At 70.4% G+C, this 19,846-nt stretch carries 6 protein-coding genes; all 6 read right to left on the bottom strand.

Features of this window, described 5'->3' with window-relative positions; genetic code table 11:
• Nucleotides 1-4: 4 nt before the first annotated feature.
• Nucleotides 5-4,888, bottom strand: a complete 4,884-nt coding sequence (locus FOF48_RS25910; protein WP_143905694.1) for a type I polyketide synthase — start codon at nt 4,886-4,888, stop codon at nt 5-7.
• A complete protein-coding gene (locus FOF48_RS25915) occupies nt 4,885-9,243 on the bottom strand; it encodes a type I polyketide synthase (protein ID WP_143905696.1) in 4,359 nt (1,452 codons plus the stop codon). Before FOF48_RS25915 ends, FOF48_RS25910 begins: the two co-directional genes overlap by 4 nt.
• Entirely contained in the window at nt 9,243-17,009 is a 7,767-nt protein-coding gene (locus FOF48_RS25920; protein WP_143905698.1) for a type I polyketide synthase, read from the bottom strand. The genes FOF48_RS25915 and FOF48_RS25920 overlap by 1 nt, the downstream gene beginning before the upstream one ends.
• 58 nt (nt 17,010-17,067) lie before the next feature.
• Nucleotides 17,068-17,307, bottom strand: a complete 240-nt coding sequence (locus FOF48_RS25925) for a hypothetical protein (RefSeq protein ID WP_143905700.1) — start codon at nt 17,305-17,307, stop codon at nt 17,068-17,070.
• A 75-nt stretch (nt 17,308-17,382) separates the two neighbouring features.
• Nucleotides 17,383-18,564, bottom strand: coding sequence for an ArsA family ATPase (locus FOF48_RS25930; RefSeq protein ID WP_143905702.1), 1,182 nt, complete (start codon nt 18,562-18,564; stop codon nt 17,383-17,385).
• Between the two features lie 77 nt (nt 18,565-18,641).
• Nucleotides 18,642-19,685: a patatin-like phospholipase family protein gene (locus tag FOF48_RS25935; protein WP_143905705.1), complete on the bottom strand. Its 1,044-nt coding sequence runs from the start codon at nt 19,683-19,685 to the stop codon at nt 18,642-18,644.
• Nucleotides 19,686-19,846 lie beyond the last annotated feature (161 nt).

A 19,846-nucleotide genomic window follows, 5' to 3' on the forward strand; every position in this document is an offset into this window, starting at 1 on the left:
TCCCCTAGCCGTGCGTCTGGTACTTCCGGGCGATGCGCGCGATGAGCTCTTCCGGCGAGAGCGTGGGGGCCTCGCCGCCGCGGGGGTCCTCCGGGCCGGCTCCAACTGGGGCGCTCGGTGACTCCGGAGGGCTTTCAGCCGAGAGCAGGACGTCCTGGAGGTGCTGCGCCAGCGCCTCGATGCGCGGATAGTTGAAGATGAGCGCCGCGGAGAGCGGCTGGCCCAGATCCTTCTGGAGCCGGTTGCGCAGCTCCACGGCCATCAGTGAGTCCATGCCCATCTCCGCGAAGCCCCGCTGCGCGTCCATGGGCTGCTCTGGCTCCCACCTGAGGATGCGGGCCACCTGACCGCGCACGTACGTGTGGAGGAAGCCGGGGCGCTCGGTCGCGGGCGTCGACCCCCAGCGCTGTCGCCAGGAAGGCCCCGTGTCCTCCGCGGGTGCACCGCCGGAGGGTGCGCCGTCTCGGAGTCGCCGCAGCAGCGGCATCCGGGGCCGGGCCCGGGAGGCGAAGGCGCTCCAGTCGATGGGCAGCACGGCGACGTCAGGCTCGCGCGAGGACAGCAGCGCTCCGAGCGCCTGGAGTCCCTGGGCCGTCTCGAGCGCTCCGAGCCCTTCGTCCGCCATGCGCTGGCGGCTGTGCGCGTCGAGTCCAGCGGCCATCCCCAGGTCCTTCCAGGGGCCCCAGCCAATGCTCAACCCGGGCAGCCCGAGTCCGCGCCGGTAGCGCGCCAGCGCATCGAGGAAGGCGTTGGCGGCGGCGTAGTTCGACTGGCCGGGCGCGCCGAGCAGGGCCGCCGCGGAGGAGAAGCAGACGAAGAAGTCCAGGGCCTCGTGGCGCGTGGCGAGGTGCAGGTTCCAGGCGCCGTCGGCCTTGGGTCGCCGCACCCGCTGGAAGCGCTCGGGGGTCTGCTGCCGCAGGGTCCCGTCGTCGAGGACGGCCGCCGCATGCACGACCCCGCGCAGGGGCGGGAAGCGGGCCTTCAACGCCGCGAGCACCCCGGTGACATCCTCGGGTCGCGAGACGTCACCCGGGAAGACCAGGACCTGGGCACCCGCGAGCTCCAGCGACTCGACGGCCTCCCGCGCCGTGCTCGATGCGGATCCGGAGCGGCCCATGAGGACCAGGTGCCGCGCTCCCTGCCGCACCATCCAGGCCGCGACGGCCAGCCCGATGCCGCCCAGGCCTCCGGTGATCAGGTAGCTGGCGCGAGCATTGAATACGAGCGGGGGAGGCGCCTCGAATGGAAGGGGCTCCAGCCGGGCCGCGTAGCGTTGCCCGCGCCTCAAGGCGAGGCGGTCCTCGTCGTCAGGGGAGCGCAGCTCGGCGTCGAGCCCAGCGGCGACATCGTCATGGGTCCCATCGGAGGCCACGTCGATCAATCGCACCCGCAGCTCCGGGTGCTCCAGGCTGGCCACCCCCGCGAGCCCCCACAGCGGAGCCTGGGCCACGGAGCGCGGGCCGGGCTCTCCGCCTGGCGCATGCACGCCGCGAGTCACGCACCAGAGCGGCGGCTGCACGGCCTGGGTCCGCTTGCCGAGCTCTTGGAGCAGCCACAGCACTCCGTCACACGTCGAGCGCTGCGCGATGTCGAACGTGGCGGCGTCCAGTCCCTCCGGGTCGGGAGCATCCAGCGCCCAGAGATAGACGATGCCCGCGAGGGGCGGTCTGCCCGGAGTCCCGAATCCCTGGAGCCAACGCGCGAGCACGGCGGACGGCGCCAGTCCCGGCTCCTGTGAGGACGGCCCCAGCAGGTCCTCCGCGGTGGCCAGCATGCAGTGCTCGCCCCGCGCCTCCAGCCGGGTCGCCAGCGCGCGGCCCAGGCCGCCTCGGTCCGCGAGGATCAGCCACTCCCCCGTGTTCCGGGCGGTGGTCAGGACCTGTCCGGGGGGCGTGGGACTCCAGGAGACGCGGTACAGCGTCGAGGCCATCTCCGCCTCCGACCGCTGGCGCTGGTGCTCGCGCACGAGCGCTTCCGCCACCTGGGGCAGCGTCTCCAGCGCCGCTCCGGTGAGCGCGCCGCCACGGCGCAGATGCTCGGCGAGGCCACGCACGTCGCCGGACTCGAGCAGCGAGGTGAGCGGCGTGTGTCCCGCTGGCCGACCTTCATCGCGCGAGGAGGGGGCACGGACCCGCGCGTCGCCAGTCGCCTCGAACCAGAAGGACTTCCGCTGGAAGGGGTAGGTAGGCAGGACGCGCTTGTGGCGGGCGTAGCCCTGGTCGAACCCCGCCCAGTCCACCGGCGCCCCGCGCACATAGAGCGAGCCCAGGCTCTCCAGCAGGGTCTGCCAGTCGTGCCGGCCCTGTCTCAGGCTGGCCAGCCAGAGCAGGTCTGCATCCGGTGCGCACAGCCGCCCCAGACTCGACAGCGTGGGCTTGGGCCCCAACTCGACGAACACGCGGAACCCGCGTTGGACCAGGGCCTGGACGCCTTCAGCGAACCGCACGGGCTGGCGCACGTGACGACACCAGTATCCGGCCGTCGCGACCTCGGCCGTCGCGACCCCGCCACCGACGTTGGAGATCAACTCCAGGCTCGGCGGTGAGAGCGTCACGGTGCGCAGCACGCGCTCGAACGCGGGCAGCATCGGCTCCATCAGGGGCGAGTGGAAGGCGTGGGAGACCTGCAACCGCGCCGAGCGGATCCCCTGCGCCGTGAGCCGCGCGACCACCGCGTCGACGGCTCGCTCGCTGCCAGAGATGACCACGCTCTCCGGGCCGTTGAGCGCGGCGATGGCACACGCGCTCCGGTCCGCTCCCAGCGCCTGCTCCACGCGCGCGGGGCTCGCGGAGACGGCCGCCATGGTGCCGCGCTCGGGCAGCTCCTGCATCAGGCGCCCACGCTCGGCGATCAGCTTCAGCCCATCCTCCAGGCTGAACACCCCTGCCACGCAAGCCGCCGCGTACTCACCGACGCTGTGACCCAGCACCGCCCCGGGCACGATGCCCCACGACTTCCAGAGCTCCGCGAGTGCGTACTCGATCGCGAACAGCGCCGGCTGGGTGTAGGCCGTCTGGTGCAGCAGCGGGTGTGCCTGGGGCGCGTGGTACAGCACGTCCAGGAGGGGGCGTTCGAGGAGGGGACGCAGCAGCGCGTCGCACTGCTCCATGCTCTCGCGGAAGACGGGCTGGGATTCGTACAGCTTGCGGCCCATGTCCGGGTACTGGGACCCCTGGCCGGTGAAGAGAAAGGCCACCTCGGGCGGCTCCGCCGGAGCCTGACCGGTGAGGAGCGCGGAAGGTGCGCCCGAGGCGAACGCCTCGAGCTGTGCGGCCAGCGCCTCGCCCGTGCCCGCGAACGCGCCGAGGCGATGGGGCAGGTGCGCGCGTCCGGTGTTCGCGCTGAAGCACGCATCAGCGAGGGCGAGCGACGGTTCGGCTCGCAGCTGGCCCGCGAAGCGCGCGGCGAGCTGCTGGAGCGCGGGAGCGCCGCGCGCCGACAGGGTGAGCAGGTGGAGGGGGCGCTCCAGGGGGGGCTCCTGCTCTTCCTCCTCCTGTGGCGCGGGGGCCGTGCCGGGAGCGCTCTCCAGCAACACGTGGGCGTTGGTGCCGCTGAATCCGAAGGAGCTGATCCCCGCGATGCGGCGTCCGTGGGTCGAGGGCCAGGGTTGGTGCTGCGTCGGGATCCGGATGGGGATCCGGTCCCAGGGCACGTGCGGGTTGGGCTGGCTCAGGTGCAGGTGCGCGGGGATCTCCCCGTGCTGGAGCGCGAGGGCGACCTTGATCAACCCCGCGATGCCGGCCGCGGCCTCGAGGTGCCCGATGTTCGTCTTGACCGAACCCACGAGCAGCGGCTGCTCGGGGGGACGCGGGCCGAAGACGGCGCCCAGGGCTCCCAGCTCGATGGGATCTCCGAGCGAGGTGCCGGTGCCATGGGCCTCCACGTAGTCCACCTGCTCCGGGTTCACGCCGGCGCCCTGCAGGGCCTGCCGGATGACGGCCTGTTGGGCGGGGCCATTTGGCACCGTCAGGCCGCTGCTGCGTCCGTCCTGGTTGACGGCGGAGCCGCGGATGACCGCGACGATGGGATCCTGATCCCTCAGCGCATCCGCGAGCCGCTTCAGGACGACGATTCCCGCGCCCTCTCCGCGCACATAACCGTCCGCGGCGGCGTCGAAGGTCTTGCACCGTCCATCCGGCGCCAGCATCCGCCCCTGCGAGAAGTTGAGGTGGAACTGGGCCGAGAGCAGCCGGTTCACTCCGCCCGCGAGCGCCAGATCACACCCGCCAGCGCGAAGGGCCTGACAGGCCAGGTGCACCGCGACGAGGGACGAAGCGCACGCGGCATCCAGGGCCACGCTCGGTCCCTGAAGTCCCAGGTGGTACGACAATCGCCCCGCGGCCATGCTGTGCGCGGTGCCGGAGAACGCGTAGGCGTCGAAGGACTCGGGCGGGCGAGTGTCCAGGAGCTGCGCGTAGTCCCCGGTGCTGAGTCCCACGTAGACGCCCGTGAGCGAACCGGCCAGCTGGTCCGGGGCCATCCCCGCGCGCTCCAGCGCCTCCCAGCTCACTTCCAGCAGGAGGCGCTGCTGGGGATCCAGGCTCGCCGCCTCGCGCGGAGAGATCCCGAAGAAGTCCGCGTCGAACTCCGAGCGCGTGGAGAGGAACGCCCCCTTGCGGGTGTGCATCCTCCCGGGCACGTCCGGGTCCGGCGAATACCAGGCATCGATGTCCCAGCGGTCGCGAGGCACCTCGGTGACGGTGTCCACGCCGTCGCGGAGCACCCGCCAGAAAGCCTCCGGGGTGGTGGCCTCACCGGGGAAGCGGCAGCCCATGCCGACAATCGCGATGGGCGTGGCGTTGAGCAACTCGAGCCCTGGCCGAAGCTGCTCGGCCGCGAACGCGAGCTTGACGGACGACATGGCGGAGAGCCGGTGCGAGCGGTTCATGTCGCGCTCCCTCCATTTCGAGGTGGCGCGGGTGGCGCCTCGCTCGTGTCCGGTGCCGTCGTCGATCGGCGCCCGGTCTTGAGTTGTCTCGTCAGGTCGCGCTCCGACGTCTGCTCGACCTGGGAGAGCAGGGCGTCCAGGTCCGGGGTGAGCCCGGTGGCCATGTGCGGTGCGTCCTGTGGGGGCGCCACCGTCTTCGCGCGCCTTGCCGGGGAGGGCGGCGCCACGGGCCCCGCCTCGCTCCGGGGCTCATGATGCAGTTGGACCCCGAGCACGTCGGTCCACAGGTGCTCCGTGAGCGCGACGACGGTCGGGTGATCCATGGCCAGCGTGGAGGAGAGGGAAGCACCCGTGCCGCGCTCGAGCCGGTTCTTCAGCTCCAGCGCCGTGAGCGAGTCCATGCCCATGTCGAAGAGACCCTGCCGGGGGTCGATGGCGCTCGCGGATCCGAGCCCCAGCACGGAGGCCACCTGCTCGCGGACATGCGTGGCGAGCACCGCCTGTCGCTTCTGCGCGGGGGTCTCCGCGAGGGTGCGCAGCAGGTGCTCCGGCGGGGGCATGGCGACGCTGGCCGGGACTTCAACGCGGGTGACGCCTCCCGCCATCCGCCCTGCCTGCGCGCGTGCTGGCGCCGGCTCGCGCTGGGCGCCTGGGTCGGTCCTCGCGACGAGCAGTGTCTGCTGGAGCAGCGCGCGTGCGCTGCCTGCCGGGTGGACGCTGGCGACGCTGGGGAAGCCACACTCCGCGAGCAGGGCCTGCCAGCGCCGAGGCGAGAGCAGCGGGTGCGATGGGCGCAGCGCGGTGTCGGTGAAGCGCCACCAGCCCCGCGTCATGCCGAACGTCAGGTCCAGCCAGCGGCGCGGCGCGGTGGCCTCGATGAGCAGGAGGATGCCACCCGGAGCCAGGAGCGTCCGGACATGCCGCAGCGTCCGCTCCAGCTCGGCCGTGGCATGCAGCACGTTCGAGGCCACCACCAGGTCGAACGCGTGGGACTCCACACCCTGCTCTTCGGGAGGGCGCTCGATGTCCAGCGGGACGTACCGGAGGAAGGGGTACGCGTGGAACCGCTCCTGCGTGCGCGTGGCGAAGCGGGCGGAGACGTCCGTGGCCACATACTCCGTGAGCGACGCAGGCAGGTGCGGCAGGAGCGCGGCCGTCGTCCCGCCAGTGCCCGCGCCGACCTCGAGCACGCGCAGGGAACGCTTCGGCGACAGTCGCTCCAGGAGTGGGGTGAGCGCCGCTTGCACCAGCCGATTCATCTGCAGTGCGCCCTCGGAGGACTCGTAGATGCGCGAGGCTAGGTCGAGGCTTCCGTCAGGGAAGAGGAGCTCCAGCGGATCCTGTAGGCCCGCGAGGACGGCGCCCAGCCGTGCTCCGCTGCGCTCGAGCAGCGCCAGCTCCGGCTCGGTGCCTGGGAAGCGGGAGCGCAGCGCGCCGAGCAGCTGCTCGGGTGAAGCGTGATCCGGGGCGCGCAGCACCTCCCAATGGGCACCCTTGCGCTCGACGCGCCCCTCCTCGGCGAGCATCTCAAGCAACCGCGCGAACAGCCGGCGGTGACGCTCGACCACTCCCAGTCGCTCCGCCCAGGCCTCGGAGGTGAAGGACTGTCCGGGCACCAGGGGCGCCCCCAGCGCTTCGAAGGCTCGGGCGATGTAGCGGGTGCAGAGGGCCTCCACCTGGGCGACCGGACCGTCATCCGCGGAGGTGGGTGCGTTCGAGGACTCCAGGGCAGGGGACTCGCACAGGTCGGCGGGCAGCCGCGAGACGAGGACTTCGGGCCCCGGGAACCGGGTGGCCGCCGCTTCCGTCGCCCCCATCACCTCCGTGGTGGAGCCGTGCGCGTCGGAACCTCCGGGCTCCTGGAACCAGCTTCGCTGGCGCTGGAACGGGTAGGTGGGGAGGACGACCTTGCGACGCGAATCGCCGCGATGGAACGCCGCCCAGTCGATCGGCGCTCCCAGGCAGTAGAGCGTCGCCACATGCTCGAGCGTCATCGACTCCTCCTCGGCGGGCCGCGGGCATGACAGCCACGTGACCTTCTCCGAGGCGGAGGCCCCAGGGCCCAGCTCGAGGATGACGCCGGCCCCCTGTCGCTCGAGTGCCCCGATGCCCTGTACGGCGTGACCCGCGCTGGGGCGATACCTGGACCAGTACTCCAAGGGGGCGATGCTGGCGGGGAGGGGGCTGCCCGTGACATGCGACACGAGCCCGAGCTTCGGAGGGTGGAAGGAGATGCCCGCCGCGAGTCGCGCGAGCTCGGGGACCCGGGCATCCGAAGCGAGCGCTGCCCGTGGATCCAACGCCGCGCGCGCGGCGACCAGCCGCAGCCCGTCCTCGATGCTGAAGACCCCCGCCACGCAGGCGGCGGCGTACTCGCCCACGCCATCCCCCAGCGCGAAGGCGGGGGGAACTCCCCATGACAGCCAGAGCCGCGCCAGCGCGACCTCGAAGGCGAAGCGCGCGGGATGGGCGTACCTGGGCTCTTGGAGGAGTGCCTCACCGGAGGAAGCGTGAAGCGCCTCGATCAGGGACAGTCCGGTCGCGTCGCGCAGCGCCCGGTCGCACGCATCGAAGGCATCGCGGAAGATCGGCTGGCCCGCGTACAGCTCGCGCCCGAGGACCGTCGGACGCGCGCCTTCACCGGGGAACAGGAATGCGACCCGAGGCAAGGCGCCGGGTTGCACGCGCCCTTGCGTCGAGGTCTCCGCCTGACGGCCTTGCGCGAGCGCGTCCAGCCGCGAGCGCAGCTCCTCCGAGGTGGTCCCGCGCACGCCGAGCCGGAAGGGCAGATGGGCACGGCCTGTGCTCGCGGTGAAGCAGAGGTCGCCCAGGTCCTGGCCGGGATGGGCTTCCAGGTGCCGGGCATACCGGTCTGCCTGTGCCCGCAGCGCGGGCTCCGACGCGGCCGAGAGCACCAGCAGGTGCGGTGGGCGTTCCCTTCGCGGAGCGGCGGCCAGGGCTTTGGGGGCCGGGGCCTCTTCGAGCACCACGTGCGCGTTGGTGCCGCTGAAGCCGAAGGCGCTCACCCCCGCCAGGCGTCTCCGAGAGCTGGCCGGCCAGGGGCGCAACGCCGTGGGGACCTCGAGCGGAAGCTCGCTCCAGGGGATCCGCGGATTGGGGTGGCTCAGGTGCAGGTGCGGAGGGATGGCCGCGTTCTGAAGAGAGACCACGAGCTTCATCAAGCCCGCGATGCCTGCCGCGCTCTCGAGATGACCCATGTTGGTCTTCACCGAGCCCACGAGCAGCGGCTGATCCGCGGGGCGGTCCTGGCCGTAGGTCGCCCCCAGCGCTCCGAGTTCAATCGGGTCGCCCAGGGGAGTCCCCGTGCCGTGGGCTTCGACGAGCGAAACGTCGGCCGCGGAGACGCCAGCATTCGCGAGCGCGTCCCGGATGACCTCTTCCTGGGCGGGGCCCATGGGGACCGTCAGCCCACTGCTGCGGCCGTCCTGGTTGACCGCCGAGCCGCGGATGAGGGCCAGGATGGGGCTGCCATCGGCCAGTGCGTCCGACAGCCGCTTGAGGACGATGACGCCGCACCCCTCGCCCCGGGAGAAACCGTCCGCGGAGGCGTCGAACGTCTTGCACCGCCCGTCGGGGGACAGCATCCGGGCGCGGCACTCGAGGAGGTAGGGCAGGGGAGAGAGGATGAGGTTCACGCCGCCAGCCAGCGCCAGCTGGCACTCCCGGGCCCGCAGGCTCTGGCAGGCCAGGTGGACCGCCACCAGGGACGAAGAACAGGCGGTGTCGACGACGAGGCTCGGCCCTCTCAGTCCGAGGACATAAGAGAGCCGCCCCGCGGCCACGCTCGGGTAGGAGCCGGTGGCGGAGTACAGGTCGACGAGCTCCGGACGGTTCGTCAGCCGGAGGTAATCGACGTTCATCAGGCCGACGAAGACCCCGGTCCGGCTCCCGGAGAGCGAGGCGGGAGAGATGCCGCCGCGCTCCAGCGCCTCCCAGGCCACTTCCAGCAGCAGACGCTGCTGGGGGTCCATCATCGCGGCCTCTCGCGGGGCGATCCCGAAGAACGGCGCGTCGAACTGATCCACGCCCCCGATGAAGGCCCCGTGGCGGGTGTACATGGCCGCCGGAGTCTCGGGGTTGGGGTCGTAGTACGCGTCAACGGGCCAGCGCGCCGGTGGCACCTCGGTGATGGCGTCCACGCCATCGCGAAGCAGGCGCCAGAAGGACTCGGGCGTATCGGCGCCTCCGGGGAAGCGGCACCCCATCCCGACGATGGCGATGGGCTCGGTCCGGCTCTGCTGGAGCTCGTGGAGCTTGCCCTCGAGGCTGTCGATCTTCAGCAGGGCATTCTTGATGAGCGTCCCGTAATCGGGGCCCGCGGCTTTCCCTTCCATCACCCCCCCTGCTCCATCGATGCCAGCTTCGAGGTCAGCAGCGCGGCGAGCTCATCCTGTGAGAGGGATTCCAGGGCAAGCTGCCCGGCGTCCTCCCGAGGCTCCGGCGAGCGTCGCGGGTCGGGAGTGGACGGCTCCTTCATCGCGAGCACGCGCTCCGCCAGATGACTCGCGAGCGCATCCACCGTCGGATGATCGAAGACCAGGGTCGCCGCGAGCTTGCATCCGAGGCTGGCCTGCAGGCGGTTGCGCAACTCGACCGACGTCAGCGAGTCCATGCCCAGTTGGAAGAAGCCCTGCTCCGAAGGGAGCTGATCCGACGAGCTCCACCCGAGCACCTTCGCGACCTGAACCTGCACGTGGTGCTTGAGCAGATCCCGCTGCTCATGCGCGGCGGCCGTCTGGATCCGGCGCAGCGCCTCTCCGCGCGCCTCGGGCTCCTCACGCGCCGTCGTGGGAGTCATCTCGGAGAAGAAGCGCGACGGTGCGTGCTGAGAGAGGAAGCGCGGCCAGTCGATGGGCGCGATGCCCACCTGGCTCGCCCCCTGGAGGAAGAAGTGCGCCAGCGCCGCGAGTCCCTGCTCCGGAGCGATGGTGCCAATCCCCTTGACCCGCCAGCGCTCGCTCACCTGCTTTCGGGCCGCGGCGCCCACCTCCGACCAGGCGCCCCAGTTGATGCTCAGGGCGGGCAGCCCCTGGGCGCGGCGCGCATGGGCGAGCGCGTCGAGGAAGGCATTGGCGGCCGAGTGGTTGGCCTGCCCGGCGGAGCCAATGAGCGAGGCCGTGGAGGAGAAGAGGACGAAGAAGTCCAGCGGCTGATCCCGGGTCGCCTCGTGCAGGTTGAAGGCCCCCTGCACCTTGGGGGCGAGCACGCTCGCGAAGCGCGCCCACGTCTGCTGTCGCAGGGCCCCATCCTCGAGCACCCCCGCGCTGTGAATGACACCGCGCAGGGAGATGCCCTCGCGAGTCAGCCGGGCCACCACTTCCCGGCACGCGGCGGCATCGGACACGTCCGCCCGCACCAGGTCGATGCGTGCGCCAGCGCGCACCAGCTCCGACACGTCGGACTGGAGCTGTCCCATGTCCCGGCGCCCGAGGAGCACCAGATGGCGCGCACCGCGCTCCACGAGCCACCGCGCCACCAACAGGCCCAATCCGCCCGAGCCACCAGTGATGAGATACGCCGCGTCCGGCAGGAATCGCGGTGTGCCCTCCGGGCTCCACGGCTGGCGGCTGGGCACGAGCCGGGCGGTGAAGCGTGATGGCCCCCGGAACGCGACCTGCGACTCGCCCTCCTCGGCGAGGAGCTCTCCTGCGAGCTCATCCGCTCCGGAAGACTCAGAGGCGCGCGGATCCAGATCCACCCAGGCGCAGCGCAGCTCCGGGTGCTCCATCGCGATGACCTTGGCCAGCCCAGCCAGGGGGGCTTGAGCGATGCCCGGGAGCTCCGGGACGGGGCCCGCGGCGGAGGCGCCACGGGTCACGAGCCAGAGCGCGGGAGGCTGCGTCGGCTCGGCTTCGAGAAGCGCCTGGACCAGATGCAGGGCGCTGCCGCAAGACTGGCGCGAGGCAGCCTCCAGCGACTCGGGCGTGAGCGACCGCAGGTCGGCGGCCTCCAGGCTCCAGAGGTGGACCACACCGCGCAGCGCTTGGGGGCCGAGCGTGCGCAGCAGCTGGCGCATGTCGTCAGGTCGCTCGGGTGACACGGAGAAGGTCTCCGCGTCGACCTGGGCGTACTCCGGCCCCGGAAGGGCCAGGGTGCACGACTGTCCCCGGGCCCGCAGTCGTTCGGCCAGGGCACGGCCGGTGCCCGAGGACTCGGCGAGGATGAGCCAGCGCCGCGCCACGTCCGCCTGGGCACCGAGGCTGGGTGCCCGCGCGATGAGCACGGACTGAGGAAAGAGGACGGCATCCTCCAGGCTGAGCGCCACGGGCTGCTCAAAGCCCTCCTCTTCGAGCAGGGCCGTCCAGCGCGGCGCTGACAGCAGGGGATGGGATCCGCGCAGCTCTGGATCCTGGAAGCGCCACCAGCCCTCGGTCAATCCGAAGATGAGGTCGATCCACCGGCGCTTCGACGTGCCCTCGAGCAGGACCAGCTCACCGCCCGGTGCCAGGAGCTGGAGGACGTGTCGCAGCGTCTGACGCAGCTCCGCCGTGGCGTGCAGCACGTTGGCGGCCAGGACCAGGTCATAGGTGTGCGGCTGGAAGCCCTGCGCGCCGGGGGCTGACTCGATGTCGAGCAGCTTGTATTGCACGAAGGGAAACGCGCTGAAGCGCTCCGCGGCCCGGCTGGTGAAGAGGGTGCTGACGTCTGTGAAGACGTAGGTCGTCTGATCCGCGGGCAGCAGCGGCAGCAGTCGCGCGGTGATGGATCCGGTGCCCGCGCCAATCTCCAGCACGCGCAGCGGCCTCCCCGGAGGCAGGCGTGAGAGGGCGAGCCGAACGGTGCGCTCGACGAGCGCGTTCATGCCCCGGAAGGTGGGTGCTTCCTGATACAGCCGCGTCAGCGTCGACGTGTCCGCCTCGGGGAACAGCAGCTGCAGGGGCTGCACGTCGCCCCGAAGCACGCCCGCCAGGTTGTTTCCGCAGCGCGAGAGCACCTCGAGCTCGGTCGAGGCCTGCGGGAAGTCGCGCAAAAGCGCGGCGGTCTCCACGGCGGCGTCGGTGGACACGGGAGGGACCCGGGCGACCCAACCCTCGCCCTGGCGCGCGAGGAGTCCTTCCTCGGTCAGCAGCGAGAGGAGGGCGCCCAGCAGCCGGTAATGGCGCGGAACAATCCCCAGCGTGGTGGCGAGTTCATCCCGGGTGAACGGCCGCTCCGGTTCGCCCTTCCAACCCAACTGGAGGAGGGCCTGCAGGGAGAACGTGGCGCACAGCGCCTCCATGCGCTGCGCGAGCGGCGCGAGGGCGCGACCCTCCGCGGTGCTCGCCATGGCCGCCTCCGCTGAGAGCCGCGCATCGAGCTCCGCGGGTGACAGCAGTCCGCCCGGCTCCTGGGGGATGGGGCGGCGGTCCTGGGGACGCCACTCCACCTGGTACAGCCAGCGACGCCACTCCGGTTCGGAGGGACGCACGGCGCCACGGGCCGCGCGCTTGAGGGCGAATCCCTCCAGCGACGCCACGACGAGCCCTGTGCTGTCGACGAGCAGGATGTCGGCCGAGAATGCCTCGCGGCCCCCCGCCGTGCGCAGCCGTGCATGGCACCACAGCGACTGCTCGAGGGGACCCGAGAGCCGCATCCGCTCCAAGCCCACCGGCAGGTATGTGATCTCCTCGGCGTCGCGGGGAAGCGCCGCGCCGACGACCTGGAAGGCCGCGTCGAGCAACACGGTGCGGCGGCCCGCTTCGTCCGCATCCTCCAGGACCGCGGGCAGGCGGATCCGGCCGAGCACCTCGTCAGGCTTGCGCCACAGCGCCTCGACTGCCCGGAACGCGGGGCCATAGTCGATGCCGCGGGCACTGCACTGGGCGTAGTACTGCTCGACGGAGACGTTCTCCGAAAGCCGTGCGCGCAACGCAGGGACATCCACCCGGGGAGTCTCGGACGCAGCCTCACCGGTCCGCAGGCGACCGGAGGCATGCAGCACCCAGTTCCCCGCGTCCTCGCCGCCACCCTCGGTCCCGTCACCGTCCAGGCTGAACACCTGGAAGGACGTGGAGCCCTCCCCCGTCGGTTGGAGGACGAGCTGTACCGTCCGCTGCTGCTCTTGGAGCACCAGGGCTTGTTGGACCGTCAGGTCCTCCACCTCGAGCGCCTGAGCACCCAGGTGGATGCGGCCCGCCGCGAGGGCCATCTCGAGGTACGCGGCGGCTGGCGCCACGGGGACGGAGAAGACGCGGTGGTCCTCGAGGAGCGGCAGCGCGTGGGAGGAGAGGACGCTCTCGAAGATCCGCTCCTCGCGAGGAACCGCGGAGCGCACGAGCCGACCGAGCAACGAATGGGAGGCGCGGCCCGTACCACGCGCCCCAGTCCGAGCGTCTTCAGAGGGGCCCTTCCGGGTGAACCAGAAGCGCTCGCGCTGGAAGGGGTAGGTGGGCAGCGGCACCTTGTGGCGTCGCGACTCCTCGTCGAGTCGCGCCCACGGGATGTCCGCGCCGCGCACATAGAACTCGCCGAGGCCGCGCAGCATCGGCTCCCAGTCCGGGATGCCGGGACGGACGCTGGGCAGCCAGCGCCGGTGGGGCTCGGGCAGACAGGTGCGGCCCAGTTGGATGAGCACGGGCTGCGGACCCACCTCCAGGAAGAGCTCACAGCCGAGCCGGCCAAGCGCCTCCATTCCCGCCATGAACCGCACGGGCTGGCGGACATGCTCGCGCCAGTAGGAGGGGCGCGTGAGCTCCGCGCTGGCGAGCGCCCCCGTGAGGTTGGAGACGAGCGGAATGCGTGGGGGCGAAAGGGTCAGCGTGGCGGCGGCCTGCTCGAACGGGTCGAGCACCGGGTCCATGAGCGGGGAGTGGAAGGCGTGGGACACCTGGAGTCGGCGGGAGGTGATGCCGCGGGCCGTGAAGTCCCGGACCAGCACCTCCACCGCCGCCTCCAGGCCCGAGATGACGACGCTCTTGGGGCCATTGACGGCGGCGATCGCGACGTCGCTCCCCGCGGAGGCAAGCGCCTCCTGGACACGCGCCGCTTCCGCGAGCACGGCCACCATCGCGCCGCCGGGCGGCAGCGCGTGCATCAGCCTCGCGCGAGTCGCGATGAGCTTCAGCCCATCCTCCAGGCTGAACACCCCCGCCACGCACGCGGCGGCGTACTCGCCCACGCTGTGGCCCAGGACGACGTCGGGCTCGATGCCCCAGGAGCGCCACAGCTGTGCGAGGGCGTACTCGAAAGCGAAGAGCGCCGGCTGGGTGTAGAGCGTCTCGTGCAGCAGGGGAGAAGGCCCGTCCAGGGGGAAGAGGACCTCCAGCAGCGGGCGCTCCAGCAGCGGGCGAAGCAGCGCATCACAGTGCTCGAGTGCGCTGCGGAAGGTCTTCTGGGTCTGGAAGAGCTGCTGTCCCATGCCCGCGTACTGCGAGCCCTGTCCGGTGAACAGGAAGGCCACCTTCGCCCGGTCCCGTCCTGCCTTCCGGGCCAGCACGGGCCCCGGGACAGGTGCCTCTTCGTGCTGGCCCGTGCGAGAGAACTCGCCGAGCTGGGCGCTCACCTCCGCCGCCGTGCTGCCCACCACCGCCAGCCGGTGCGCGAAGTGGTCGCGTCCCGCGCCAGCCGTGAAGCACACGTCCGCCAGCGATGCCGGCTGCGAGTCCAGGTGGCGCTGATAGCGCCCAGCGAGCTCGCGGAGCGCCAGTTCGTCGCGGGCCGACAGCACCAGCAGGTGGTGCGCCCGATCCTCGGTCGCGGGCGCGGACGGAACGAGCGGCGGCTCCTCGAGGACGAGGTGTGCATTCGTCCCGCTGAAGCCAAAGGAGCTCAACCCCGCGAGGCGCCTGCGCTCCGGGTCGCGGGGCCAGTCCGCGCCCTCGCGTGTGATCTCCACCGGGAGGGTCGACAGCTGAAGGAGCGGGTTGGGCTCTTCGAGATGAAGGTGTGCGGGGATCCGCTCGTGCTGGAGGGAGAGCACCACCTTGCCCAGGCCCGCGAGTCCAGCGACCGCCTCCGTATGACCGAGGTTCGTCTTGACGGAGCCGATGCGAAGCGGGGAGGTGCGGGAGCGTCCCTCGCCGTAGACGTTCGCCAGGGCTTTGACTTCGATGGGGTCTCCCAGCGAGGTCCCCGTGCCATGTGCCTCGACGTACGAGACCTCGTCCGGGCGGACGCCCGCCATGGCGAGCGCACCGCGGATGACCGCTTCCTGGGACAACCCGTTGGGCGCGGTGAGGCCGTTGCTGGCGCCGTCCTGGCGGATGGCGGAGCCCCGGATGACGGCCAGGATGGGGTCGCGGTCCGCGAGCGCATCGGCGAGCCGCTTGAGCACCACGACGCCGCAGCCCTCGCTGCGCACGTAGCCATCCGCGGCGCTGTCGAACGTCTTGCACCGGCCGTCCGCCGCGAGCATGCCGGCGTTGGAGAAGGTGATGCTGAGCTCCGGGGAGAGCAGCAGGTTCACGCCCGAGGCCAGGGCCAGATGGCTCTCACTGGTGCGCAGGCTCTGGCACGCGGCATGGACGGCCACCAGCGACGAGGAGCACGCCGTGTCGATGGAGAGGGCAGGGCCCTGCAGTCCGAGCGCGTACGCCACCCGCCCGGCGGCGATGGACGGGGCGTTGCCCGTCGCGAAGTGGATGTCCAGCTCCTGGTAGCGCCCGGCGCGCACCTGAAGCAGCTCGTAGTCATGGGTGGAGATGCCGACGAAGACGCCGGTGGCGCTCCCCGCGAGCGAACCCGGTGCGATGCCCGCGCGCTCCAGCGCTTCCCAGGTGACCTCCAGCAGCAGCCGCTGCTGAGGGTCCATGGCCGCGGCCTCACGCGGTGAGATCCCGAAGAACCGAGCGTCGAACCGGTCCACGCCCTCGAGGAACCCGCCGTACCGGCTCACCATCTTGCCGGGCGTGTCGCGGTCCGGAGCGTAGAAGCGCTCGACGTCCCAGCGCTCGCGGGGGATCTCAGTGATGGCGTCCACGCCGTCGCGCAGCACCTGCCAGTAGCGCTCGAGACCGTCCACCTGCCCGGGCAGCCGGACCGCCATGCCGATGATCGCGACCGGCTCGTCGTGGGGCTCGCCTCGTCGCTCTGGTCCGGCGCGCGAAGTTAGCCGGTCCGCCTCCGCGACCGGGCTGGATCGCGCCGGGCCCGTGGGCTCGGCGACACGCCCACCGGATGCCGCCCGGTGCAGCATCTCCGCCAGGGTGAGAGGCGTCCCGAAGCGGAAGAAGCTCGTCACGTCGAGCGAGGCACCCAGTTGCTGGCCCAGGTGCGCGCGCAGACCGTGGAGATCCAGCGAATCAAGACCGAGGTCCGCCCACGCACGCGTGGACGTGAACTCCCTTGCGCGTTCGCCGAGCACCTCGCGCACGGAGTCCGCGATGGCGGCGGACACCGCCTCCAGGCTCCAGGCCATGGAGACTGGCGCATCGGCCAGGGCGGGCGCCGGGTGGAGTGACTCCAGCCGGTGCCGGAGGTCGTATTCGACGAGGACCCCGTGGCCCAGGTTGCTGACATCACCCGGCCTGTATCCGGGGACGAGCCCGCGGATCGCCGCGCCGTGGCTGGCGTGCAAGCGGAGGATGGGGTCGCGCGGGAGTCCGGATGCCTCCCGCTGCTGGATGTAGAGCTCCAGAGGGACGTCCGAGTGTCGCTCGTAGTCGCGGCAGAGCGTCACCGCGACGACGCGCTCCACGTCCGGCCGCACGGTGCACCACTGGAGCATGAACTCCAGCAACGGATCCCCGAGCCCCTGCGACTGGGCCTCGGGCAGGACATTGAGCGCGAGCAACTGAACGACGGGCCTGCCCGGACCATGCAGCCGCCACACGTCCGTGCTGGTGGTGGACAGCAGCGAGGGGGTGTCCAGGATCCGTTGGGCGTAGATCACGCCCAGCACACGTCCCTCCACCACGAGCACACAGTGCTCCCGTGGCGTGTGCTCCACGCGGTGGCGCAGCGTCTCCACCGTCATCCGCAGGGGCGCGGGCCAGCAAGCCTCCTCCAGCCGCACCAGGGCCGGGAGGTCATCCCCGACGGGATGCCGGATGACGTAGCCACGCTTCTCGAAGAGCTCCTCCGGGAGGGGGAGGGGCGCCTCGAGAAGCTCCTGGAATCGCCCTGGCCTTGGCAGCAGGCCCGCCCTGGCTGCGTCCAGGACGTACGAAGCCCTGTTACTCATGGGCTTGTCCAGGACGGCTCGGACCCGCTCGGCGAGTGACGCCGAGGGCCGCTGTTCGCTACTCGACCTGAATCTTGAGCTTCTGCGGCTTCGGCGCGGAGGACGCCTCGACCTGCTTCAACTGGTGTTGGACGACCTCCATGAAGCCTTTGAGGATCTCGGCGTTCGCCAGGAGCATGCTCTTGCGCAGGGAGAAGTAGATGGCGCGGTCGGCTTCGAGAGTGGTGACGAGCTGATCTTGAATCGCCGTCATCAGCCTGGCTCCGAACGACTTGGGAAGCTCGCGTTGCGTGGTCATGACAGCTCCTGTGTTTGGGGTGTTGCCGTGTATTCTCGCCAGATTCGTGGAGCTCTGACAAAGTGAGAGTCTCCATTACTTCTGAAAGATGACCTGCAATTCGTTGGCCGTCTTCTTCGCGGTCACCGACGAGTAGTGGAGCATCGCGGTCGGCAGCGGGACGTAGCGCTTGAAGTTTCCGATGCGGATGACCAGGTCGTTCTCGGAACGCGTCATCGTCAGCTCGCGCTTGTCCACGAACGGGAGGTTCATCTTCAGGACGTAACCGTCACCCTCCTTGGCGAAGGCATAGGACGGCTGGTTGACATAGATTTGGGTGGGGTCCTCCTGCTTGTAGAGGACGTCCGCCACCTCGCTCAGGCGCTCCATGCCCAGGACTTCGTTGGCGAAGTAGGGGACGGGGACGACCGGCACGGGGCTGAAATACTCGTTCACTTCCTGGCAATAGCGAGCCTGGTTCTCCGCCCACCGCGAGAAGTAGCCCTCCGACGTCGGCATCACGCGGTTGATGACGACCATCTCCGTCGTCATGCCATACAGGTTGAAGTACATGTAGGCGCGCTGCGTCTCCCGGATCACCATCTTCTCGGGATTGCACACCAGCCGCACGGTGGTCTGGGTGGGGTCCAGCAGGCGCTTCTGGATGCCGTTCAGCTCGGAGAACATCCCCTTGAGGCTGTTGAAGTAGTCATCCTCGGGGATGCCCATCTTGGAGGAGCTCTTTCCCAGCAGGGGGCGCACGAGCTTGCCGACCTGCCGGTCGAAGCTGAAGCGCGTCTTGACGTACCACTCGAGCGTCGCGGTGATGTTGACGAACCTCAGCGACTCGCTGGTGGGAGGGCAGTCCACCACGATGGTGTCGTAGAGGTTCTTGTTGATGTAGCGGTTGATGAAGATCAGCGCGACGACGTCCTCCATGCCGGGCAGGATCGCCACCTCTTCGGCCACCACCTCGGAGACGCCAGCGGACGCGAAGAGCGACGCCAGGTATTGGTAGATGGTGCTCCACTCGCGCTCGAGCTCCTCCGCGACGTCGATCTCCTGGATCTCCAGGTTCTCGGCCACCTGGGTGGGGCGGCCCTTGTTGTGATCGAACAGGCTGAGATCGAGGTTGAAGGAGTCCGCGAGGCTGTGCGCCAGGTCGAAGGAGAGGATCAGCGTGCGGGAGCCCTTCTTGGAGGCAGCCAGCCCGGTCGCCGCGGCGACGGTGGTCTTCCCGACGCCTCCCTTCCCTGAAATCATGATGATGCGAGCCATTCAGATACCCCTTGGGTCACGGGAGACGACTTGGAAAAGAAGACGGTGTGAGCCGGTGCCGGTGTCCTGACGCGGTGTCAGGGCGGGGTGAGGTCCGTCACGATCCGCGAGCGCTCGGCCTGGGCCGACGTCTGATGGGAGCGTGGCTGGCGGCCCCAGTTGCTCTCCATCCAGAGCAATGCCTTGCTCAGGTCCGCGGCATCGGCGAGGCCGAGCAGCTTCTCCACGACATTGGGCATCAGGTCGACGGGGATCACGGGGAGCCACGCGTTCGTCATGGGGACGGTGTCCTGGAACGCGGGGTTGAGCCTGAAGAAGTTCTGCTCCCCGAGGACCTGGAGGCACTGGAAGCTGACGGCCTCGACGCCGCTGGCGAACACCATCTCCAGGAGCAGTCCGGGCTCCTTCAGGTCGAGGACCCATTGGCGCGGGCCCCAGTCACCGTCCTCGGAGGCGACGTAGCGCCGATTCAGGCCGCCGCCCACGGAGAACAGCTGGATGTCGGGCGGTTCGAAGATGTCGCCGCGCAGGGCCTCCGCGAGGGCGCACATGCTCGGGTTGTTGGCGTAGATGCCCGCATCGACGAAGCCTTCGTAGATGGGGAAGCCCATGGGGCTGGCCGCGGTCCGCAGGCCCACGTCGACAGCGACTTGCTTGTGATCGGTGTTGGGTTCGCGGGTGGAGAGGGTGCTGAAGATCCTCGGAGCCCAGCTCCGAGGGCGGCCCGCGCGGCCCTCGTTGTCCAACTCGAAGCTGGGGATGACGACCTGTCGCTTGAGCTGGCCCAGGGTCACATCCCCCAGCAGGGCCTCCAGCGCCTTCTTGGCCTCGTGGTTGGTGTAGGTCGCGGTCGAGAGCGGACTGAACGCGTGCTGAGGGAGGTTCAGCGTGAAGTAGCGCGAGTCCGACCAGAAATCGATGGCGACCTGGATCCGCTCCGCGGGCCGGTCTCCCGCGGCCAGGATGAGCGCGGAGATGCCGCCGGCGGACGTTCCCGAGAACGCATCGACGTCATTGAGGAAGGGGAACATCGCATTGAGCCGCTGGATCAGCCGCAGGCTGAAGAGCGTATGCAACCCTCCTCCGTCCAGACAGAGGACCTTGAGACCGGCAGGTGTCATTGAGAGTCCTAGTGGGCGGCGGGATTTCAATACTGAGCGTGGGTTTCCTACCCATTCGCGTAGACCAGAACCAGATTGTGATGCGTTGGGTTTGGCGGACCAATGCCATGGGTTGAGTCGGAACTGCCGGGCGATAGCGCGGAATGATTTGTGTGAACGAT

Origin of the sequence: Corallococcus sp. Z5C101001 (genome assembly GCF_007352635.1) — a bacterium.
In the GTDB taxonomy this organism is placed as follows: domain Bacteria; phylum Myxococcota; class Myxococcia; order Myxococcales; family Myxococcaceae; genus Corallococcus; species Corallococcus silvisoli.

Excerpts from the sequence above, each read along its gene's own strand:
- FOF48_RS25910 (WP_143905694.1), bottom strand. The coding sequence starts at position 4,888 with ATGAACCGCTCGCACCGGCTCTCCGCCATGTCGTCCGTCAAGCTCGCG.
- FOF48_RS25915 (WP_143905696.1), bottom strand. The coding sequence starts at position 9,243 with ATGGAAGGGAAAGCCGCGGGCCCCGATTACGGGACGCTCATCAAGAAT.
- FOF48_RS25920 (WP_143905698.1), bottom strand. The coding sequence starts at position 17,009 with ATGAGTAACAGGGCTTCGTACGTCCTGGACGCAGCCAGGGCGGGCCTG.
- FOF48_RS25925 (WP_143905700.1), bottom strand. The coding sequence starts at position 17,307 with ATGACCACGCAACGCGAGCTTCCCAAGTCGTTCGGAGCCAGGCTGATG.
- FOF48_RS25930 (WP_143905702.1), bottom strand. The coding sequence starts at position 18,564 with ATGGCTCGCATCATCATGATTTCAGGGAAGGGAGGCGTCGGGAAGACC.
- FOF48_RS25935 (WP_143905705.1), bottom strand. The coding sequence starts at position 19,685 with ATGACACCTGCCGGTCTCAAGGTCCTCTGTCTGGACGGAGGAGGGTTG.